This is a genomic window from Marinitenerispora sediminis (assembly GCF_003336425.1).
Taxonomy (GTDB): Bacteria; Actinomycetota; Actinomycetes; order Streptosporangiales; family Streptosporangiaceae; genus Marinitenerispora; species Marinitenerispora sediminis.
Map to the genome: position 1 here is coordinate 33703 of NZ_QEIO01000020.1, position 18363 is coordinate 52065.

16 protein-coding genes are annotated in these 18363 nt (G+C 72.7%); 10 read left to right on the forward strand and 6 right to left on the reverse strand.

Features of this window, described 5'->3' with window-relative positions:
* Position 1: 1 nt before the first annotated feature.
* From DEF28_RS06150 to DEF28_RS06170, 5 genes are all read right to left on the reverse strand, one after another.
* Positions 2 to 1069 (reverse strand): oligopeptide/dipeptide ABC transporter ATP-binding protein, encoded by a 1068-nt coding sequence (locus tag DEF28_RS06150; RefSeq protein ID WP_114397423.1) that lies wholly within the window; start codon positions 1067 to 1069, stop codon positions 2 to 4.
* Positions 1066 to 2118 (reverse strand): ABC transporter ATP-binding protein, encoded by a 1053-nt coding sequence (locus DEF28_RS06155; RefSeq protein ID WP_114397424.1) that lies wholly within the window; start codon positions 2116 to 2118, stop codon positions 1066 to 1068. The genes DEF28_RS06150 and DEF28_RS06155 overlap by 4 nt, the downstream gene beginning before the upstream one ends.
* Positions 2115 to 3083, reverse strand: a complete 969-nt coding sequence (locus DEF28_RS06160; RefSeq protein WP_114397425.1) for an ABC transporter permease — start codon at positions 3081 to 3083, stop codon at positions 2115 to 2117. Before DEF28_RS06160 ends, DEF28_RS06155 begins: the two co-directional genes overlap by 4 nt.
* Positions 3080 to 3997: an ABC transporter permease gene (locus DEF28_RS06165; protein ID WP_114397439.1), complete on the reverse strand. Its 918-nt coding sequence runs from the start codon at positions 3995 to 3997 to the stop codon at positions 3080 to 3082. The genes DEF28_RS06160 and DEF28_RS06165 overlap by 4 nt, the downstream gene beginning before the upstream one ends.
* A 195-nt stretch (positions 3998 to 4192) precedes the next feature.
* Positions 4193 to 6022: an ABC transporter substrate-binding protein gene (locus DEF28_RS06170; protein WP_114397426.1), complete on the reverse strand. Its 1830-nt coding sequence runs from the start codon at positions 6020 to 6022 to the stop codon at positions 4193 to 4195.
* 239 nt (positions 6023 to 6261) lie between these two features.
* On the opposite strand from DEF28_RS06170, the gene DEF28_RS06175 reads away from it, so the two are divergent.
* The gene (locus tag DEF28_RS06175; RefSeq protein WP_114397427.1) at positions 6262 to 6975 is read left to right on the forward strand and encodes a metal-dependent hydrolase; all 714 of its coding nucleotides are present in this window, start codon (positions 6262 to 6264) and stop codon (positions 6973 to 6975) included.
* A gap of 77 nt (positions 6976 to 7052) precedes the next feature.
* Here the strand turns inward: DEF28_RS06175 and DEF28_RS06180 are convergent, their stop codons facing one another.
* Positions 7053 to 8576 (reverse strand): PucR family transcriptional regulator, encoded by a 1524-nt coding sequence (locus DEF28_RS06180; RefSeq protein WP_114397428.1) that lies wholly within the window; start codon positions 8574 to 8576, stop codon positions 7053 to 7055.
* 93 nt (positions 8577 to 8669) lie between these two features.
* On the opposite strand from DEF28_RS06180, the gene DEF28_RS06185 reads away from it, so the two are divergent.
* The 9 genes from DEF28_RS06185 (at position 8670) to DEF28_RS06225 (ending at position 18161) form a co-directional block, all read left to right on the forward strand.
* Positions 8670 to 9758, forward strand: a complete 1089-nt coding sequence (locus DEF28_RS06185) for a DUF917 domain-containing protein (protein ID WP_114397429.1) — start codon at positions 8670 to 8672, stop codon at positions 9756 to 9758.
* Complete coding sequence (locus tag DEF28_RS06190; protein ID WP_114397430.1) at positions 9755 to 11326, forward strand: hydantoinase/oxoprolinase N-terminal domain-containing protein; 1572 nt, start codon at positions 9755 to 9757, stop codon at positions 11324 to 11326. Before DEF28_RS06185 ends, DEF28_RS06190 begins: the two co-directional genes overlap by 4 nt.
* Before the next feature lie 175 nt (positions 11327 to 11501).
* Positions 11502 to 13109 (forward strand): ABC transporter substrate-binding protein, encoded by a 1608-nt coding sequence (locus DEF28_RS06195; RefSeq protein WP_114397431.1) that lies wholly within the window; start codon positions 11502 to 11504, stop codon positions 13107 to 13109.
* Between the two features lie 103 nt (positions 13110 to 13212).
* A complete protein-coding gene (locus DEF28_RS06200) occupies positions 13213 to 14229 on the forward strand; it encodes an ABC transporter permease (protein WP_114397432.1) in 1017 nt (338 codons plus the stop codon).
* Entirely contained in the window at positions 14226 to 15131 is a 906-nt protein-coding gene (locus tag DEF28_RS06205) for an ABC transporter permease (RefSeq protein WP_233515127.1), read from the forward strand. Before DEF28_RS06200 ends, DEF28_RS06205 begins: the two co-directional genes overlap by 4 nt.
* A 97-nt stretch (positions 15132 to 15228) precedes the next feature.
* Positions 15229 to 16020 carry an ABC transporter ATP-binding protein gene (locus DEF28_RS06210; RefSeq protein WP_114397433.1) on the forward strand — a complete coding sequence of 264 codons (792 nt, stop codon included), beginning with the start codon at positions 15229 to 15231 and terminating at the stop codon, positions 16018 to 16020.
* On the forward strand, positions 16013 to 16768 hold the full coding sequence (locus DEF28_RS06215) for an ABC transporter ATP-binding protein (RefSeq protein ID WP_199493152.1): 756 nt from the start codon (positions 16013 to 16015) through the stop codon (positions 16766 to 16768). Before DEF28_RS06210 ends, DEF28_RS06215 begins: the two co-directional genes overlap by 8 nt.
* A gap of 97 nt (positions 16769 to 16865) precedes the next feature.
* Positions 16866 to 17525 carry an O-methyltransferase gene (locus DEF28_RS06220; RefSeq protein ID WP_114397435.1) on the forward strand — a complete coding sequence of 220 codons (660 nt, stop codon included), beginning with the start codon at positions 16866 to 16868 and terminating at the stop codon, positions 17523 to 17525.
* A 339-nt stretch (positions 17526 to 17864) separates the two neighbouring features.
* Positions 17865 to 18161 carry a hypothetical protein gene (locus DEF28_RS06225; RefSeq protein WP_114397436.1) on the forward strand — a complete coding sequence of 99 codons (297 nt, stop codon included), beginning with the start codon at positions 17865 to 17867 and terminating at the stop codon, positions 18159 to 18161.
* Positions 18162 to 18363 lie beyond the last annotated feature (202 nt).

Sequence of the window (18363 nt, forward strand, 5' to 3'; positions counted from 1 at the left end):
GTCAGTCCTCCGTTGCGCCGCTGCGCGCCGCTGCCGCCGCGTAGTGGCACGCCACCTGGGCCGTGGTCGCGCTGGTGAGGACACCCGGGTCCTCGGTGCGGCAGCGGTCCGCCACTCCGGCCCGCTCGGCCTCACCGGAGGACAGCACCTGGCAGCGGGCGTGGAACCGGCAGCCGCCGGGGATGCGGGCCGGGTCGGGGGGTTCGCCGGTGAGGACGACCGGGGTACGGCCGGGGGCCTCCGGGAGGACCGACAGCAGGGCCTGGGTGTAGGGGTGGCGCGGCGCGGTCAGCACCTCCTCCACCGGGCCGACCTCGACCACCCGGCCCAGGTACATCACCGCGACCCGGTCGGCGATGTTCCAGGCGAGGCCGAGGTCGTGCGTCACCACCAGGGCCGACAGGCCCAGGTCCTCGCGCAGGCGCAGCAGCAGCGCCAGGATCTCGCCGCGCACCGACGCGTCCAGCGAGGCCACCGGCTCGTCGGCGACGATGACCTCCGGCTCCAGCACCAGAGCGCCCGCGATCACCACCCGCTGCCGCTGCCCGCCCGACAGCTCGTGGGGGTAGCGCAGGAAGAACCGCTCCGGCGGGCGCAGGCCGGCCCGGGCCAGCGCGGCGGCGACCCGCTCCCGTTCGTCCGGGGCGCTCCCGTGGTGGATGCGCAGGCCCTCCGCGACCGCGTCGTACACGGTGTGCCGGGGGTTCAGCGAGCCGCTCGGGTCCTGCAGCACCAGCTGCACCCGGCGGCGGAACGCCTTCAGTTCCTTCGCGCGGTAGCCGAGCGGCCGGCCCTCGAAGGCGACCCGTCCGGCGGTGGGCCGTTCCAGGCCGAGCAGGGTGCGGGCCAGCGTCGTCTTGCCGCAGCCGGACTCACCCACCAGGGCGACGATCTCGCCGGCGCGCACCTCCAGGTCGACCCCGTCGACCGCGCGCGCCGTACCGCGCCCGTCGCGGGCCCGGAACTCCACCCGGACACCGGCGGCGCCGAGCACCGCCGGACCGGTTCCGGGCACTCCGGCTACCGGCGGCGCCCCCGGCCGGTCCGGCTGCTCGGTCTCGGCTGTCATGGCGTCCGGCCTTCCTTCTCGGGGTGGGCGGCGACCTGCTCCGCCGGCGCGGCGCCGCCGGCCGGCACGCCCGCCCCCCTCGCCTGTTCGTCGCTGAGCACCCGCACGCAGGCGGCGGCCCGGTCGGGCCCGGCCGGCCACAGCACGGGGTCGGTCTCCGCGCAGCGGGGCTCGGCCACCGGGCACCGCGGTCCAAAGGCGCAGCCCGCCGGCATCGCGGCCGGGTCCGGCGGATCGCCCGGCAGGCCGCGCGGGCTGCGGCGCGAGGCGGGGTCGCCGATGGTCGGGAAGGCGGCGCCGAGCGCCGCACCGTAGGGGTGCCGGGCCGAGCGGAACACCTGGTCGGCCGGCCCCTCTTCGACCACCCGCCCCGCGTACATGACGGCGAGCCGGTCGCAGGTGTCGGCGAGCACCGACAGGTCGTGGCTGATCATCAGCATGCTGATGCCGTGCTCGCCGACCAGCTGGTCGATGAGCCGCAGGATCTGCGCCTGGATCATCACGTCCAGCGCGGTGGTGGGCTCGTCGGCGACGATGAGCCGCGGCCCGCACGCCAGCGCCATGGCGATCATGACCCGCTGGCGCTGGCCGCCGGACAGCTCGTGCGGGTAGGCGGCCGCGCGGCGGGCCGGCAGCCCGACCTGCTCCAGGAGCTCTCCGGCGCGGCGGGCCGCCGCGGCCGGGGTGGCGTTCTCGTGCAGCAGGATCGGTTCGGCGATCTGGTCGCCGATCCGGTGCACCGCGTTCAGCGAGTGCATGGCCCCCTGGAAGACGATCGAGGCACCGGCCCAGCGCACCGCGCGCAGCCGCCCCCAGCGCATCGTCAGGACGTCCTCGCCGTCCAGCAGGATCCGGCCGCCCATGCGCGCCGAGGCGGGCAGCAGCCGCAGCAGGGCCAGCGCCACCGTGGACTTCCCGCAGCCCGACTCCCCCGCGATCCCGACCTTGCTGCCGGGCGCGACCGCCAGGTCGACGCCGCGCACGGCCGGCAGCTCGCCGGCGGCCGTCCGGTAGCTGACGGTCAGGTCCTGGACCTCCAGGTAGTTCACCGGCGTTCCCTCAGTCGCGGGTTGAGCACGCCCTCCAGCGCCCGCCCGCACAGGGTGAAGGCGAGGGCGACGAGCGCGATGGCGAGCCCCGGCGGCAGCAGGTACCACCACACCCCGGAGCTGACCGCTCCGGCGTTGCGCGCGTCCTGCAGGATGCCGCCCCAGGAGATCGTGGTGGGGTCGCCGAGGCCGAGGAAGGCGAGCGTCGACTCGGCGATGATGGAGCTCGCCACCATCAGGGTGGTCTGCGCGAGCACCAGCGGCATCACGTTGGGCAGCACGTGCCGCCCCATGATGTGCCAGTGGCCGCCGCCCAGGGCCCGGGCCCGCTCGATGTAGGGCCGCGCCTCCACCGCCAGCGTCTGCGCCCGCACCAGCCGCGCCGTGGTCGGCCAGGCGGTGATGCCGATGGCGAGGATCACCGTGAAGACGCTGCGGTCCAGCACGGTGGCCAGCGCGATGGCGAGCACCAAGGTGGGCAGCACGAGGAACCAGTCGGTGACGCGCATCAGCACGGTGCCGGTCCATCCCCCGAAATGCCCGGCCACCACCCCGATGAGCGCGCCGAGCGCCACCGACACCAGGGTGGCCAGGAAGCCGACCGTCAGCGAGACCCGCGATCCCCAGACGACGAGGTCGAGGACGGACCGGCCGAAGTTGTCGGTGCCGAGCGGATACTCCGCGCTCGGCGGCTGGTAGGGGCTTCCGGGTGCGCGGGTGACCGACAGGTCGGCGGTGTCCACGAACAGCGGCGCGCTCAGGGCGACCAGGATGAACAGCAGCAGCCCGGCCAGCCCGGCCACGCCCGCGGGGTTGGCCGCGTAGGCGCGCCAGAACGCCGCCGCGGCCCGGCGGCGGCGCTGCCGGGCGAGCGCCCGCGGGCCCGGGCCGCCCGCACCGGGCGGCGGCTCGGACCCGGCGCCGGTCCCGCCCGCCGCGGCGGGCGGCGGCTCGACCGCACTCACGTGCGCACCCGCGGGTCCAGCAGCGGGTACACGAGGTCGGCGAGCAGGTTCATGAAGATCACCGAAGCCGAGAAGAAGATGAACAGGCCCTGCACCAGGGGAAGGTCGGGCACCCGCAGCGCCTCGTAGAAGAGCATCCCGAGACCGGGCCAGGAGAACACCGCCTCGACGAGGATCGCGCCGGCGACCACCCCGCCGAGGTTGAGGAAGATCAGGGTCACGGTGGGCAGCAGCGCGTTGGGAACCGCGTGCCGGCGCAGCACGAGGGCGTCGCGCAGCCCCTTGGCACGGGCGGTCACCAGGTAGTCGCCGCCCATCTCGTCCAGCAGCGACGAGCGCATGATCAGGAGGTACTGGGCGTAGACCACCGCGACCATCGTGGTGACCGGCAGCACCATGTGGTGCGCGACGTCGAGGACGCCCGGCAGGAAGCCGGTGACGCCGGGAGAGGCCATCCCGCCCGTGGGGAACAGGTGCGGCAGCACACCGCCGAGGCCGCCGGCGAACACCACGATGAGGATCAGGCCCAGCCAGAAGGTGGGGACCGACCACAGCGTGAGGGCGACGCCGGTGCTGAGCCGGTCGGTGACGGACCCGCGCCGCCACGCTGCCCGGGTGCCCAGCCACAGGCCGAGCATGGCGGCGATGACCGTTCCGGTGCCCACCAGCAGGACGGTGGGCCACAGCCGCTCGGCGATGAGCTCGGCCACCGGTGCCCGGTACTGGAACGACGTGCCCAGGTCGAACCGGAGCAGCCCGAGGCAGTAGTCGAGGAACTGCTGCGGCAGGGGCTTGTCCAGGCCGAACTGCCGGCGCAGCTCGGCCAGCTGCTCCACGGTGACCGCGCGGCCCTGGGTCATGGTGCGCACCGGATCGCCGGGCAGGATCCGGAACAGGAAGAACCCGGTGAGCATGACCGCGAGCAGCGACACCACCGAACCGAGCACCCGGCCGCCGATGTGCCGCAGCAGCGCACGGTAACGCGAACGCCTCCGTGGCTGGGAACGGCTGGACCCGCTCCGTGGCTGGGAACGGGCGACCGCCCCGCCCCGGGTGCTCCCCGGGGCGGCGGCCGGCGTCGGTGGCGGCGGTGAACCTGTCACGCGGTGCTACTCCCGGTCTTCGGCGGTCGCGGAACGGCGGCGCAGCACGAGGAAGCCGATACCTCCGCCGAGGACGAGGACGGCCGCCGCGATCCCGACGATCGCCGTCACGGGGACGCCTCCGCCGTCACCGCCCGCGGCCTCGACCGGGGTGGCCGACCACCAGCTCCAGTAGCCGTCCTGGTTCCAGATGTTGCCGCCGGGCTCCGGCTGGACCTGGATGTCGGCGATCTGGTCGGAGCGGTACGCCTCCAGCATGTCCGGGTAGGTGAGGACGTTCACGACCGCCTCGTCGTAGAGGATCTGCTGCATCTCCCGGACGATCTCGGCGCGGCGGGCCGGGTCGTACTCCTGGATCTGCTGGTCGTAGAGCTCGTCGTAGCGCTCGTCGCAGAAGAACGAGTCGCTGCGCATCGTGCCGGGCTGCTCGGGCAGCGCGTCGCAGGTGTGGATGCCGAGCACGAAATCGGGGTCGGGGTTGACGTTCCACGACGTGAAGATCAGGTCGTACTCGCCGTTGTTGAGGCGGTCGGTGATCTGGTTGGGGTCGACGTAGTTGCCCTCGACCTCGATCCCGATGTCGGCCAGCCACTCCTCCATGAACTGGCCGGTCTGCACGAACGCCGGGCGGTCGTTGTGCACGAACATCCGGAAGGTGAGCGGGTCGCCGTCGGGCGAGACGCGGACGCCGTCGTCGCCGCGCTCGTAGCCGGCCTCGTCCAGCATCTCGTTGGCGGCGTCGGGGTCGAAGTCGAGCCGGTCGCCGTCCTCGGGAGCCCAGTAGTAGTCCGAGTAGCGGGCCGGGATGTAGCCCTCGGCGGCCTCGGCGTAGCCGCCGTGCACGGTCTCGACCAGCGCGTCCTTGTCGATGGCGCGCATGATGGCCTGGCGCACCACCCGGTCCTGGAGCGCGGGGTGGCCGTCGCCGAACTCGTCGCCGTCGGCGGTGCGGGCGCCCGGGTTGATGGTGAAGCCGTTGAACCGCTTGCCGTCGGCGGCGTTCACGGTGACGGCGTCGTTGCCCTCCAGGGAGTCGGCCTGCGCGGGGGTGAGGTCGGGGACGAAGGAGACCTCGCCGCTGCGCAGCGCCTCGACCATGGCGTCCTGGTCGTTGTAGTAGGTGAAGACCAGCCGCTCGAACCCGGGCGCGCCGCGCCAGTAGTTCTCGTTGGCCTCCAGGGTGATGGACTGGTTGGGCCGGTGCTCGGTGAGCACGAACGGGCCGCTGCCGACGATGGGGAGGTCGTCGTTGTTGAACTCGGCGTAGTCGTCGACGTCCTCCCACACGTGCCGGGGCAGGATCGGCACGTCGAGCGCCAGCATGGTGGCCTGCGGCTCGCGGAGCTCGATCACGACGGTGTGCTCGTCGGGCGCGGTGACCTGCTCGAAGTTGGCGACGAAGTTGCCGTTGGCGGTGGCGGCGGCCTCGTCCTCCATCATGGTGGTGAAGGTCCACGCGACGTCGTCAGCGGTGAGCGGCTCGCCGTCGCTCCACTCCAGGCCGTCCCGGATGGTGTAGGTCCAGGTCAGCTGGTCGTCGGACGCCTCCCAGGACTCGGCCAGCGCGGGGATCGGCTCGTTGGTCTCGGCGTCGTAGTTGGTGAGGAAGTCGTAGATCAGCCGGTGGATGTTGGTGCTGATGGCCCGCTGGGCGAGGAACGGGCTCAGCGAGTCGACCGGCTGGGACGCCGCGACGGTCAGCGTGGAACCGCTCCCGCCCGCGGTGTCGGCGCCGGCGGCCGCGGGCGGCGCGGCGAGGACGAGAGCCGCGATGGCAGCCACGGCCGTCAGCCGGCGGGGCGTGCGTCGTCTGGAGGGGACCTGCCGAAGGAGCATGCTGGTAACCCGTCGTGCTCGGGGGAGGTGCCACCGGCCGCCGCCGGGAGGCGGCTGAGGTGGTGGTTGGTTGTCTACCAGCGCCGCGGAGACAGCGTCAATGATTTACGGTCCGTTGCGCCCGCGCCGTCACAGAACATTTACGATGTTGGGGGCCGCCGTCCGCGGGGCGTGTCGACCGCGCGTTCCGTGCTGTACGGAATTCGCCAGGAACAGCGCCAACCGCTACGGTTCCCGCCATGATGGGGCATTCGCACGCTCTCAGCGGCGTGGTCGGTTGGATGGCGGTCGTTCCACTCCTGCAGGGTGCGGAGGTCTTCGGCGTCAGCTTCGATCTCGGCTCGGGCGAGATCATCGCCGGCGCGCTCGTATGCGCGGGGGCCGCGCTGATCCCCGACCTCGACCACAAGAACGCCACCATCACCCAGACCTACGGCTTCGTCACCCAGGCGCTGGGCGGCCTGCTCAACTGGCTGTTCGGCGGCCACCGCAACGGCACGCACTCACTGCTGTTCGCCCTCCTCATGGGCGCCATCACCCAGGGGCTGGCGCTCTGGTCCGACCTGGCCGTGCAGATCTTCGTCTTCCTGCTGGTGGGCATCGCGATCAACGGCCTCGGGTTCGGCATGGACAAGAACCGCACGGCCGCCGGCATCATCAACGCGCTGGCCACGGCCGGCATCGTGCTCGCGCTGTACACCAGCGGGGTGGACTACACCTGGATGGGCCTCGCCGTGGCGTTCGGCTGCGTCCTGCACTTCGTCGGCGACTGCGCGACGAGCATGGGCTGCCCGCTGCTCTGGCCGTTCCTCAAGTACCGCTTCTCCAGCCCGATGGCGTTCGAGACGGACGGCAAGGTGGAGCGCAACGTCGTCACCCCGCTGCTGACCATCGCCATCATCCTGTTCTCCGTCTACCTCTTCCCGTGGCGGGACCTGCTGCCCGAGGCGTGACCGCGCCTACTCCGCCGCGGCCGGGCGCCCGGCCGCGGCGGAGTAGGCGGCACCCGCCCCACCGGCCCCGTGCCCTCCTACACGAGCTTCCACGCGCGGCAGGCGAGGTGCACGGCGAGCCGCTGGTCGGGGTCGGACAGGTCGACGTCCAGCAGCGACAGGATGCGCTTGAGGCGGTAGCTGACCGCGTTGCGGTGCAGGTTGAGGGCGGCCGCGGTGGCACTCAGCGACCCCTGGTGGTCGAGGTAGACCCGGAGCGTGCGCACCATCGTCGCCGCCTTGTCCCGGCCGAGGGCGTCGAGGGGGGCCAGCAGGTCGCGCACCGCCGTGCGCGCGGTGTGCGTGGTGTACCACTCCACCAGCATGCGGTGCAGGCCGAGGTCGTCGAACATGACCACCGCCGGCGCGGCCGAGCCGGAGTCCGGGTCGTCGCTGAGCAGCGCTGCCCGCGCCTCGGCCCACGAGGCCCGCAGCCCCTCCACCGACTCGTGCGCGCTGCCGATACCGCACCGCACCGGACGCTCGGGCATCCGCCGGGTCAGCTCCGAATGCACCGACTCGACCGAGCCGCGCAGCGCGCGCAGCTCCTGCTCGCCGGGGCGGCGCCGCCACGTGCGGACCAGCAGCGGCGCGCGGTCGATGTAGGCCAGGTGCCACCCCGAGCCACCGCCCTCGCCCTGGCCCTGGTTCGCGCCGGAGCGGCCGACGGTCTGCAGCGCGACCGGTCCGAGGATCTCCGCGACGCCGAGCCGCTGCACCTCGTCCAGCCCCCGCAGGTCGATCCGCATGTCGACCACCACGTGCCAGTCGTCCACCGCGAGCCCGAGGGCGCGGGCGCGCGGCACCAGCTCGGCCACGTGCTGCGGGTCCGCCACCAGCAGCTCGCTGAGGATGCGGGTGCGGGACCGGATCGGCAGCTCGGTGGCGCGCTGCCGTTCCATGGCGGCCCGGCCGGCCGCCTCGGCGGTCATCCAGGCCAGCAGCCGGGCGAGGTCGCCGTCGCTGCCGGCGCGGTCCGGCACCGCGACGTGGTCCACCTCGACGCCGTCCACCATGACCGGGACGCCGTACTCGCCGGTGGCCGCGTGGCGGCGCGGCTCGACCGGGATCCCGCTGATCCGGCTGACCTGCTCGCACAGCGCCGCGGTCCCGCCCTCCTCGCCGGCGCCCGCGCGCAGCGCCTCGGCCACGGCGGAGGCCCGGCGCAGCGCGACCTCGGCGCCCTCGTCGATCCCGCGTCCGATGTCGCGGACCAGGTGGGCGGCCTCGATCTTGGCCGGCACGCACCCGATGGCCACGTCGGAGCGGCGGGCGATGCGGATGGCGCTGCGCGGGACCTCCCCGGTCTCGCGGCCGTGCAGGAGCAGGGCCGTTATGCCGAGTTCGGCCACCCGTCGGCACCAGATGTCGAATTGGTAACCTTCCGCTTGGGCGCTGAGCCGCGGGGTCAGCAGCACGATTCCGTCCGGAACGCCCTTGTGCAGATCGGCGGGATCGTCCACCATGACGATGTCGGTCACCTCACGGTCCAGGCCGACCTCGGCGACGAGGGCCACGGTTTCCAGCCCCGGAGTGGTCAACAGCGCGCGCAGCTTCGCCATGGTCGTTGATTGTGCCCCATGCACAATAAGAATTGGAAACGTCGTGCGTGAGGGACCATGTTCCTGCCCAGACCAGCCGCCTAGGCTGCACCCGTGCTACTCGATGAGACGACGTTGCCCTACTACGCGCGGGGAGCGGCGATCCTGGGGGCGGGCGGAGGCGGGTCGACGAGATCCGGCCTGCTCGCCGCCCTCCAGGCCGTGCAGGAGCTCGGACCCGTCGAAGTCGTGTCCCTCGACGACGTCCCCGACGACGCGCTGATCCTTCCCACGGCGGGCCTGGGATCCCCCGACATCACGCTGGAGAAGATCGGCAATCCCCAACAGGGGGTGTGGCTGCGCGACGCCATGGAGCGCGAGCTGGGCCGGCCGGCCTACGCCTGGATGGCCGCGGAGGTCGGCGGCAACAACGCGCTGAAGCCCGTGGTGTGGGCCGCCCACACCGGGCTGCCGCTGGTGGACGCCGACGGCATGGGACGCGCCTACCCCGAGGTGCAGATGATCTCGATGCACCTGCACGGCGTGCCCGCCACCCCCACCGTGCTCGTGGACGAGCGCGGGCACCACGTGGTCTTCCGCGACATGGACGCCCAGTGGCTGGAGCGCACCGCCCGCGCCCTGTCCGTCGCCTTCGGCGGCTTCTCGGTGACCGTCGACCACAGCCTGGACGGCGCCACGGCGCGCACGGCCACCGTGCGCGGCAGCGTGAGCCGGGCGGTGCGCATCGGTGAGATCCTGTCCGACACCTCCCTCGGCGACACCGTCGACCGCCTGGCTCCGCTGGGCGGCCACGTGCTGGTCACCGGCAAGATCGCCGAGGTCAACCGGCGCACGGTCGGCGGCTTCGCCCGCGGCAACGTGCTGGTCGACGGCGTGGCCGGCGACCGCGACCGGCTGGTCCGGGTGGAGATCCAGAACGAGAACCTCGCCGTGCTGGAGGAGGGCGAGGTCCTCGCGAGCGTGCCCGACGTCATCACCGCGCTGGACTCCCAGACCGGTGAGGTGATCTTCACCGAGGAGCTGCGCTACGGCCAGCGGGTGACCCTCGTGGCGCTGCCCGCCCCGGACATGTGGCGCACCGAGGCCGGGCTCGCGCTGGTGGGACCGCGCGCATTCGACTACGACTTCGACTACATCCCCGTGGAGGAGCTCGTGGCCCGACGAAAGGAGTCCGTCTCGTGACCTCCGCCGACCTGCGCATCGGCATCGACGTCGGCGGTACCAACACCGACGCCGTGGTGCTCGACGGCTCCAAGGAGCCCGTCGCCCGCACGAAGGTGCCGACCACCCTCGACATCACCGGCGGCATCAACCACGCGCTGCGGGAGGTGCTGTCCGCTCCCGCCGTGCGCGCCGAGCGGATCGGCCACGTCATGGTCGGGACGACGCACGCCACGAACGCCGTGCTGCAGCGGCGCGGCCTGCGCCGGGTCGCGGCGATCCGGATCGGGGCTCCGTCGTCCACCTGCATTCGTCCGATGTTCGGCTGGCCGGACGACCTCCATCGGGTGATCTCGGCCGGGGGTCGCATCGTGGCCGGCGGCATGGAGCTGGACGGCGGCGAGATCGTCCCGTTCGACGCCGACGCGGTCGCGCGCTTCTGCGGCGAGGTGGCCGGGACGGCCGAGGCCGTCGCCGTGACGAGCGTGTTCGCACCGGTCTCCCCCGCCCACGAGCAGCTGGCCGCCGAGGTGATCCAGCGGGAACTCGGCGACATCCCCATCTCGCTCTCCCACGAGGTCGGTTCGCTCGGCCTGCTGGAGCGTGAGAACGCCACCATCCTGAACGCCGCCCTCGGCCGGGTGGCCGCGAACATCATCGAGGCGATCGAGGAGGCGCTGGACGCCCACGACCTCGGCCACGCGGTGCCGTTCTTCGCGCAGAACGACGGCACGCTGATGAGCCTGGCCTTCACGGAGCGCACGCCGGTGCTCACCATCGGCAGCGGCCCCGCCAACAGCCTGCGCGGGGCGGCCTTCCTGAGCGGTCAGGAGAACGCCCTGGTGGCCGACGTCGGCGGTACCTCCACCGACATCGGCGCGCTGATGACGTCGTTCCCCCGCGAGTCGGCGTTCGGCGTCGAGGTGGGCGGGGTGCGCACCAACTTCCGCATGCCCGACCTGGTCAGCATCGCGATCGGCGGCGGCACCGTGGTCCGGGAGGGGGACCGCGGTGCCGCGCTGGTCGGCCCCGACAGCGTCGGCTACCAGCTGGACCGCGACGCGCTCGTGTTCGGCGGCGACGTGGCCACGCTCTCCGACGCCGCCGTGGCAGCGGGACGGGCCGAGATGGGCGGCGCCCCGCCGCCCGCGCACGCCGGCGACCTGCTCGGCGCGGCGCTCGCCGAGGCCGACCGGCAGATGGCCGACGCCATCGACCGCATCAAGGTCACGCGCGGTGACCTTCCGCTCATCGCGGTGGGCGGCGGCAGCGTCCTCATCCCGGACCGTGTGCCGGGAGTCACTGAGGTTATCCGTCCCGCGCACTACGATGTAGCGAACGCGATCGGTGCGGCTATCGGAACGGTAAGCGGCCAGATCGACCGCATCTACGCTGTTGGGTACGGCGAGCGCAGCCGCGCGAAGGCCGTCGAGACCGCCCGCCAGGCGGCGATCGACAACGCCGTGAGCGCCGGCGCGGACGCCGGTGCCGTGAAGATCGTCGAAATCGACGAGATCCCGCTGGCTTACCTACGGGAGCCGGCGGTGCGGCTCCGCGTCAAGGCGGCCGGACCCCTCAGCAAGGTGTAACGGATCGTCACCGCCCCGTTGTCTGCTCGTGACCCGGTGCCTCTTCGCTCTGTAGCGGACGCCGGGCCATGACCGTCGCGGCCGCCGCGGTGCCCCGCCGCCCAGGCGGCCGCGGCCCGGTGCGCACCGGCACCGTTGCCTTCCCCATAACAACCACCCCCAACCAAGGCAGACGATGACAACCAACGACCGACCCCTGAAACCTGGTCCGCTCCGCAGGACCGGGGCCGTCGCGGCGATCGCGACGTCCCTCGCGCTCGTCGCCAGCGGCTGCGCGTCCGGCGGCTACGGCGCTGCCGGAGCCGACTCCGGGACGTTCACCTACCTCACCAACACCGAGCTCGTGACCGAGTGGGACCCCGCCGCCTCCTACTCCAACGAACTCGCCGCCTTCCCCAACATGTACGAGACGCTGACCCGCTACAACGCGGAGCAGCAGGAGGTCGAGCCGCTGCTGGCGACCGAGTGGGAGTCCTCCTCGGACGGCCGTACCTGGACGTTCACCCTGCGTGAGGGGGTGACCTTCCACACCGGCAAGGCGCTGACCTCCGAGGCGGTCAAGGCCGCCATCGAGCGGACCATCGAGGAGGGCGCCGGCGCCGCCTACCTGTGGGGCCCGGTCTCCTCCATCGAGACGCCGGACGAGCAGACGGTCACCTTCAAGCTGAGCCGGCCCGCACCGCTGGACCTCATCTCAAGCGCCTCCTACGCGGCCTACATCTACGACATCCCGGCCAGCGCCGACGACTTCACCGGCGCGTCCTTCGGCACCGGGCCCTACACGGTCGAGAGCTGGGAGGCCGGCAGCGAGAACGAGCTCACGCTGACCCGCTACGAGGAGTACTGGGGCGGCTGGGAGGGCGACCACTACGAGAACGTGCTGTACCGGGTCGTCCCGCAGGCGTCCACCGCCGCGCAGCTGATGACCTCCGGTGAGGCCCACTACGCCCGCCAGCTGCCGACCAACCTGCTGGAGCCCATGCGCGGCGAGGACGGCCTGGAGATCACCTCGGGCACGTCCTGGCAGAACCTCTTCGGGATGATGAACACCGAGAAGGCCCCGCTGGACGACGAGCGGGTGCGGCAGGCCGTCGCGCACGCGGTCAACTACGACGAGCTGATCGACGCCTCCGAGGGCGCGCTCACCGACGCCGACGGGGTCATCCCGGAGGGCCTGCTCGGCCACTCCAGCGACCTCAACCTGCGGCTGTACGACCCCGACCGCGCCGAGGAGCTGCTCACCGAGGCCGGGTACGGGCCGGACAGCGGGGAGATCCTGCAGCTCGACCTCACCTACACCGAGGGCAACGAGACCACGGCGACCGTCGCCACCCTGATGCAGTCGCAGCTCGCCGCGGTCAACATCGAGCTCAACATCGAGGCGCTGCCGTGGGACTCCGGCGTGTGGCCGCGGGGACAGGAGGAGAACCCCGAAGACCGCCAGGACATCCTGCTCACCTACTGGTGGCCGGACAACCCGGAGCCCATCTCCTGGTTCCAGAGCGTGTTCCGCACCGAGGAAGAGATCAACATGAATCTCTCCTACTACTCCAACCCCGACCTGGACGAGATGATCGACGAGGTCGGCGCGGTCACCGCCGTGGACCCGGACGAGGCGCAGTCGATGTACGAGGAGATGCAGTCGGTGGTCATCGCCGACGCGCCGGTGCTGCTGCTCGGTGACGTCATGTACCAGCGGGCCATCAGCAGCTCCTTCGAGGGCTTCGTGGAGAACCCCGCCTACCCGAACGTGGTGTTCGTCTACGACCTCCAGCCGGCCTGACCGGCCGCGGTCCCCACGTTCCCCCGGCGGCCCGGGGTCCGGCGCGCACGGCGCGTCGGCCCCCGGGCCGCCCCGGCCACGTCCACGAAGAAGGTAACCACCCGTGATTGCGTATACGGCCCGAAGGCTCGGGCTGTCGGCGCTCGTCGCGCTCGGGGTCGTCGTGCTGACGTTCGTCATCGCCCGGCTGGTGCCCGGCGACCCCGCCGCCGGCTGGGCCGGGCCGCGCGCCAGCCCCGAGGAGCGGGCGCGGGTGCGCGAGGAGCTCGGGCTGGACCGGCCGACCCACGAGCAGATCATCGACTACGTCGGCGGCGTGCTGCGCGGCGACTGGGGCATCTCGGTGCGGACGCACCGGCCGGTGCTGGACGACCTGCTCTCGCTGCTGCCCAACACGCTGCAACTGGTGCTCGCCGGCCTGCTCATCGGCCTGCTGGTGGGCGTGCCGGCCGGGCTGCTCGCGGCCCGCTGGCACAACCGGCTGCCCGACGTGCTGGTCCGGAGCGCCGCGATCGTGGGCGCCTCCATGCCGGTGTTCTGGCTCGCCCTGCTGCTCCAGACGTTCTTCGCCGGGCAGCTGCGGCTGCTCCCGGTGGCCGGCAGCTGGGACGCCGACATGCTCGCGCAGTACCCGCTGGCCAAGGTCACCGGCCTGCCGCTCGTGGACGCCCTCGTCACCGGCAACTGGCCGATGCTCGCCAGCGTCTTCGACCACCTGCTGCTGCCGGCGCTCGTCGTGTCCGCCTACCCGGTGGCGGTGATCGCCCGGCTGGTGCGGGCGAGCGTGCTGGACACGCTCGGCGAGACGCACATCCAGATGGTGCGCTCCCTCGGATTCGCCGAGCGCGCCGTCCTCGGCCGCTTCGCCGTACGGCTGTCCTGGAACCCGGTGCTGCAGCTCTGCGCGCTGATCTTCGGCTACTCGCTGGTCAACAGCTTCCTCGTCGAGGCGGTGTTCAACTACCCCGGGCTCGGGCGCTACGCCGCGAACTCCGCCACCGTCCTCGACGTCCCGGCGATCGTCGGGGTCACGCTGCTCGTGGCCCTGCTCTACATCGCCGCCAACCTCATCGTCGACCTCGTGCACGCCGCCCTCGACCCACGAATCCGGCTCCGGTGACCGCTTCCCCTGATTCCCCAGCCTCCCCGTCCGCCGCCCCGGCGCGGCCGTCCGCGGCCCGCCGGACGCTGGCCGAACTCCGGCGCTCCCCCGCGATCGCGGTGGCCGCCGGCCTGCTGCTGCTCATCGCCCTGGTGGCGCTGCTGGCCCCCTGGCTGGCGCCCCACCCGGAACACGCCAGTGGGGCCACCGACACCGGCCAAGCGCTGCGGCCGCCCTCGGCGGCGCACTGGTTCGGCACCGACGAACTGGGCCGCGACGTGTTCTCCCGCGTGCTCTACGGCGCCCGCTTCGGGCCGACGATCGCGCTGGTCGTGGTGGTCGTCTCCCTGCTAGTCGGCACGGTGGTCGGCCTGGTCGCCGGCTACTTCGGCGGCTGGATCGACGAGATCCTGATGCGCGTCACCGACGTCTTCCTGGCCGTGCCGGCGCTGCTGCTGGCGCTCGCCCTGGCGGCCGTCCTGCCGCGCGGACTGGTCGGGGTGACCATCGCCCTCGCCGTCACCTGGTGGCCGTGGTACGCGCGTCTGGTGCGCAGCGAGGCCGCCTCCGTGGCGGGGCGCCGGCACATCGAGGCGTGCCGCGCGCTCGGCCTGCCGCACTGGCGCATCCTGCTCCGGCACGTGCTGCCCGGGTCGGTCACGCCACTGCTGGTCCAGGCCTCCACCGACATCGGCGGGGTGATCCTGGTCGCGTCCGGGCTGTCGTTCCTCGGCCTCGGCGCGCAGTCCCCCACGCCTGACTGGGGGCTCATGGTGCAGCAGTCGCAGAACCGCTTCATGACCGAGTGGTGGATCGGCACCTTCCCCGGTCTGGCGATCATGCTGGTGGCGGCGCTGTGCTACGTGCTCGGCGACGCGCTGCGCGACCGGCTGGACCCCCGGCGCACCCCGCGGCTGTGAGGCCGACGGCGGCGAGGGGCACACCCCGGCCGCGGCGCGGCCGGCGGGACGCACCGCCGCCGACCCTTCGGACAAGGACCATCGAGGAGGCTGTGACATGAGCACGGCGGAGCCGCTGCTCGCCATCCGCGACCTGCGGGTGTCGTTCGGCGAGCGCACCCAGGTGGAGCTCGCCGAGCTCACGCTCGGGGCCGGTGAGATCCTCGGCCTCGCCGGGGAGAGCGGCGCGGGAAAGTCGCTCACCGGCCTGGCGGTACTCGGGCTGGCGCGGCGCGCCGGTGCCACCGTGACCGGAAGTATCCGGCTGGCCGGCGAGGAGCTGGTCGGTGCTCCGGAGCGGCGGTTGCGGCTGCTGCGCGGCAGCACCATGGCCCTCATCCCGCAGAGCCCGGCCGGGGCGTTCAACCCGGTGCTCCCGGTGGGCACAACGGTGCTGCGCGCGCTGCGGCTGCACCGCGGGGCCGGCGCGACGGCGCGCGAGCGCGCCGAGTCGGCCATGCGCCGGGTGTGGCTCGATCCGGAGCACCTCGCGCGCTATCCGCACCAGCTCTCGGGCGGCCAGCTGCAGCGGGTCGCCATCGCCCTCGGCCTCGCCCTGGGGGCGCAGCTGCTCATCGCGGACGAGCCCACCAGCGCCCTCGACGTGACGGTGCAGGCCGAGATCTGCAAGCTGCTCGCCGAACTCCGCGACAAGGAGGAGATGAGCGTGCTGTTCGTCAGCCACGACCTCGCCGTGCTGGCCGGCCTGTGCGACCGGATCGCCGTCATGCGGGCCGGACGCGTCATCGAGGCGCGACCGGCCGGCGAGCTGGTGGCCGATCCGCGGGAGGACTACACCAGGGAACTGCTCGCCGCGGTGCCGCGGCTGGGAGGTGCCACCCATGCTTGAGGCCACCGACCTGAGCGTCCGGTTCGGCTCGACGGTCGCCGTCGACGGGGTCAGCCTGACACTGCCGGACGGGCCGTCCGGGCTCGGTCTGATCGGCGAGAGCGGATCGGGCAAGTCCACGGTCGGGCGGGCGCTGCTGCGCCTGGTCCGCCCGACCGGCGGCAGCGTCCGGTTCGACGGCGAGGACGTGCTCGCCATGCGGCAGCTGCGCCCCTACCGGCAGGCCGTGCAGGTGGTGCTGCAGGACACCGAGGGCGCGCTCAGTCCGCGCATGCGGATCGGCGCGGCGATCGCGGAGGTGCTGCGCACGCACCGCCTGGTGCCGCGCGCGGCCGAGCGGGACCGCGTGGTGGAGCTGCTCACCGACGTGGGGCTGGCGGCGGAGCACGCCGAGCGCTACCCGCACCAGCTCTCCGGTGGCCAGCGGCAGCGGGTCGCGATCGCCCGCGCACTCGCGGTGCGGCCGCGCGTGCTCATCCTGGACGAGCCGACGAGCGCGCTGGACGTGACCGTCCAGGCGCGGGTGCTCGACCTGTTCGAGCGGCTGCGCGAGGAGCACCGGCTCGCCTACCTGCTGATCTCGCACGACCTCGCGGTGGTGGAGCGGTTGTGCGAGCGCACCGCCGTGATGTACCGCGGCCGGATCGTCGAGGAGGGGCCGACGGAGCAGGTGCTGCACGACCCGCGGAACGACTACACGCGGACGCTGCGCGACGCCGTCCCGCGGCTGCCGGAGGCAGCGGGCTGAGCCTGCCGCGCGCGGTCCGACGCGGGCCGCGCGCGGCGCTCCGCCACGGCCCGTGCCGCGAGGGTCTGTCCCGCGGGCGCCCGGATACGCTGGCCCCGTGACACGGAGCAGCGAGCACCTCAGCCCCGAACTCCACGACTACGTCGTCGCGCACAGTGCGCCGGTGGACGGCGTCCTCCGCGACCTCGTCGCCGAGACCGAGCGCCGCTTCCCCGCCCAGGTGGGCCTGCAGATCGGCCCCGAGCAGGGCGGGTTCATGACGCTGTTCACCCGGCTGATCGGCGCGCGCGACGCCGTGGAGGTCGGTACGTTCACCGGATACTCCTCCATCTGCGTGGCCCGCGGCCTCCCCGAGGACGGCACCCTGCTCGCCTGCGATGTCAGCGAGGAGTGGACGTCCGTGGCCCGCCGCTACTGGGACCGCGCCGGCGTCGCGGGGAAGGTGACCCTGCGCCTCGGCCCGGCGATCGACACCCTGCGTGCCCTCCCCGCGGAGCCGCTCTTCGACCTGGCGTTCATCGACGCCGACAAGGAGGGCTACATCGCCTACTGGGAGGAACTGGTCCCCCGTATCCGGCCGGGCGGCGCGCTGCTGGTGGACAACACGCTGTCCCACGGCAGGGTCGTCGACCCGTCCGTCACGCTGCCGTCAGTGGAGGGCATCCGCGCGTTCAACGCCCACGCCCGGGACGACGACCGGGTGGAGCAGGTCCTGCTGCCGATCGGGGACGGCCTGACGGTGGCCCGCCGGAGGTGACGGCGGGGCGGTTCCTTGACCGCCGCGCAGTCCGACTCGCCATGTTCGCCAATGGCGCGTCATGAGTTCATGGACATCGGCCTCTCCGCCTCCCATGCACGCGATCGTTTCTCCGAGAGAGTCGACCGCGCGGTCCAGGCGGAGAGATCGCTTCACCAGTTCGGTAAACCAGCGCTGCGCCATTTCCATTGCCGATAACATCACGGTGAGTTCCTACGCCACGACGGTCGGTAGCGAGATTCGGCCCCACCGAGGTTCCGCTGCCGCGTTCGGCTCAGGAGGAGCCCCGCCAGCCGCCTCCGCACCTACGGCGGCAACGGCCTACACCCGGAGGTCCGCGTGTCCGAGATGTACCTCGTCAGTGTGCCGTTCGACGCGACGACGGAGATCTTCCCGAAACTCGAATGGCTCCGGGAGCAGGTCCCGGACAAGGCCGACGAGATTCGCCGCTTGGCCGTCCTGCTCAGCGAGTTCGGCGGCCGGGAGCAGCCGCTCCCGCTCTCACTGACCCAGGCGCAGCTCCTGGCGGCACCGGGCCTGTGGGGGATCCGCCGCCACGACTACGAGAACTTCCTCGCCCAGTGGAAGGCGCAGCTCATCGACCACGGGCGGGTGGACATCGGCGTGGTGCTCTAGGTTCTGTTTCTTGGAAGGTCCGCGGAGTGAGCCGGTGCTCTGGTACCGCGTGTCGACGTGGTCCGGCGCCATGAACCCACCGACGTCGAGGGGGCCTGCCCGCCCCCGCTCATGCCCGCCCATCCCCGCAAAGGCCAGCGGTGGGCCGACCACCGCGGAACCGTCAACGCCATCCTGTTCCGCGCCCGCACCAGGACGGGGA

Bases quoted from the DNA above. Each gene is read 5' to 3' on its own strand.
- DEF28_RS06165 (WP_114397439.1), bottom strand. From the start codon at position 3,997: ATGCTCACCGGGTTCTTCCTGTTCCGGATCCTGCCCGGCGATCCGGTG.
- DEF28_RS06180 (WP_114397428.1), bottom strand. From the start codon at position 8,576: ATGGCGAAGCTGCGCGCGCTGTTGACCACTCCGGGGCTGGAAACCGTG.
- DEF28_RS06195 (WP_114397431.1), top strand. From the start codon at position 11,502: ATGACAACCAACGACCGACCCCTGAAACCTGGTCCGCTCCGCAGGACC.
- DEF28_RS06215 (WP_199493152.1), top strand. From the start codon at position 16,013: ATGCTTGAGGCCACCGACCTGAGCGTCCGGTTCGGCTCGACGGTCGCC.
- DEF28_RS06170 (WP_114397426.1), bottom strand. From the start codon at position 6,022: ATGCTCCTTCGGCAGGTCCCCTCCAGACGACGCACGCCCCGCCGGCTG.
- DEF28_RS06210 (WP_114397433.1), top strand. From the start codon at position 15,229: ATGAGCACGGCGGAGCCGCTGCTCGCCATCCGCGACCTGCGGGTGTCG.
- DEF28_RS06175 (WP_114397427.1), top strand. From the start codon at position 6,262: ATGATGGGGCATTCGCACGCTCTCAGCGGCGTGGTCGGTTGGATGGCG.
- DEF28_RS06150 (WP_114397423.1), bottom strand. From the start codon at position 1,069: ATGACAGCCGAGACCGAGCAGCCGGACCGGCCGGGGGCGCCGCCGGTA.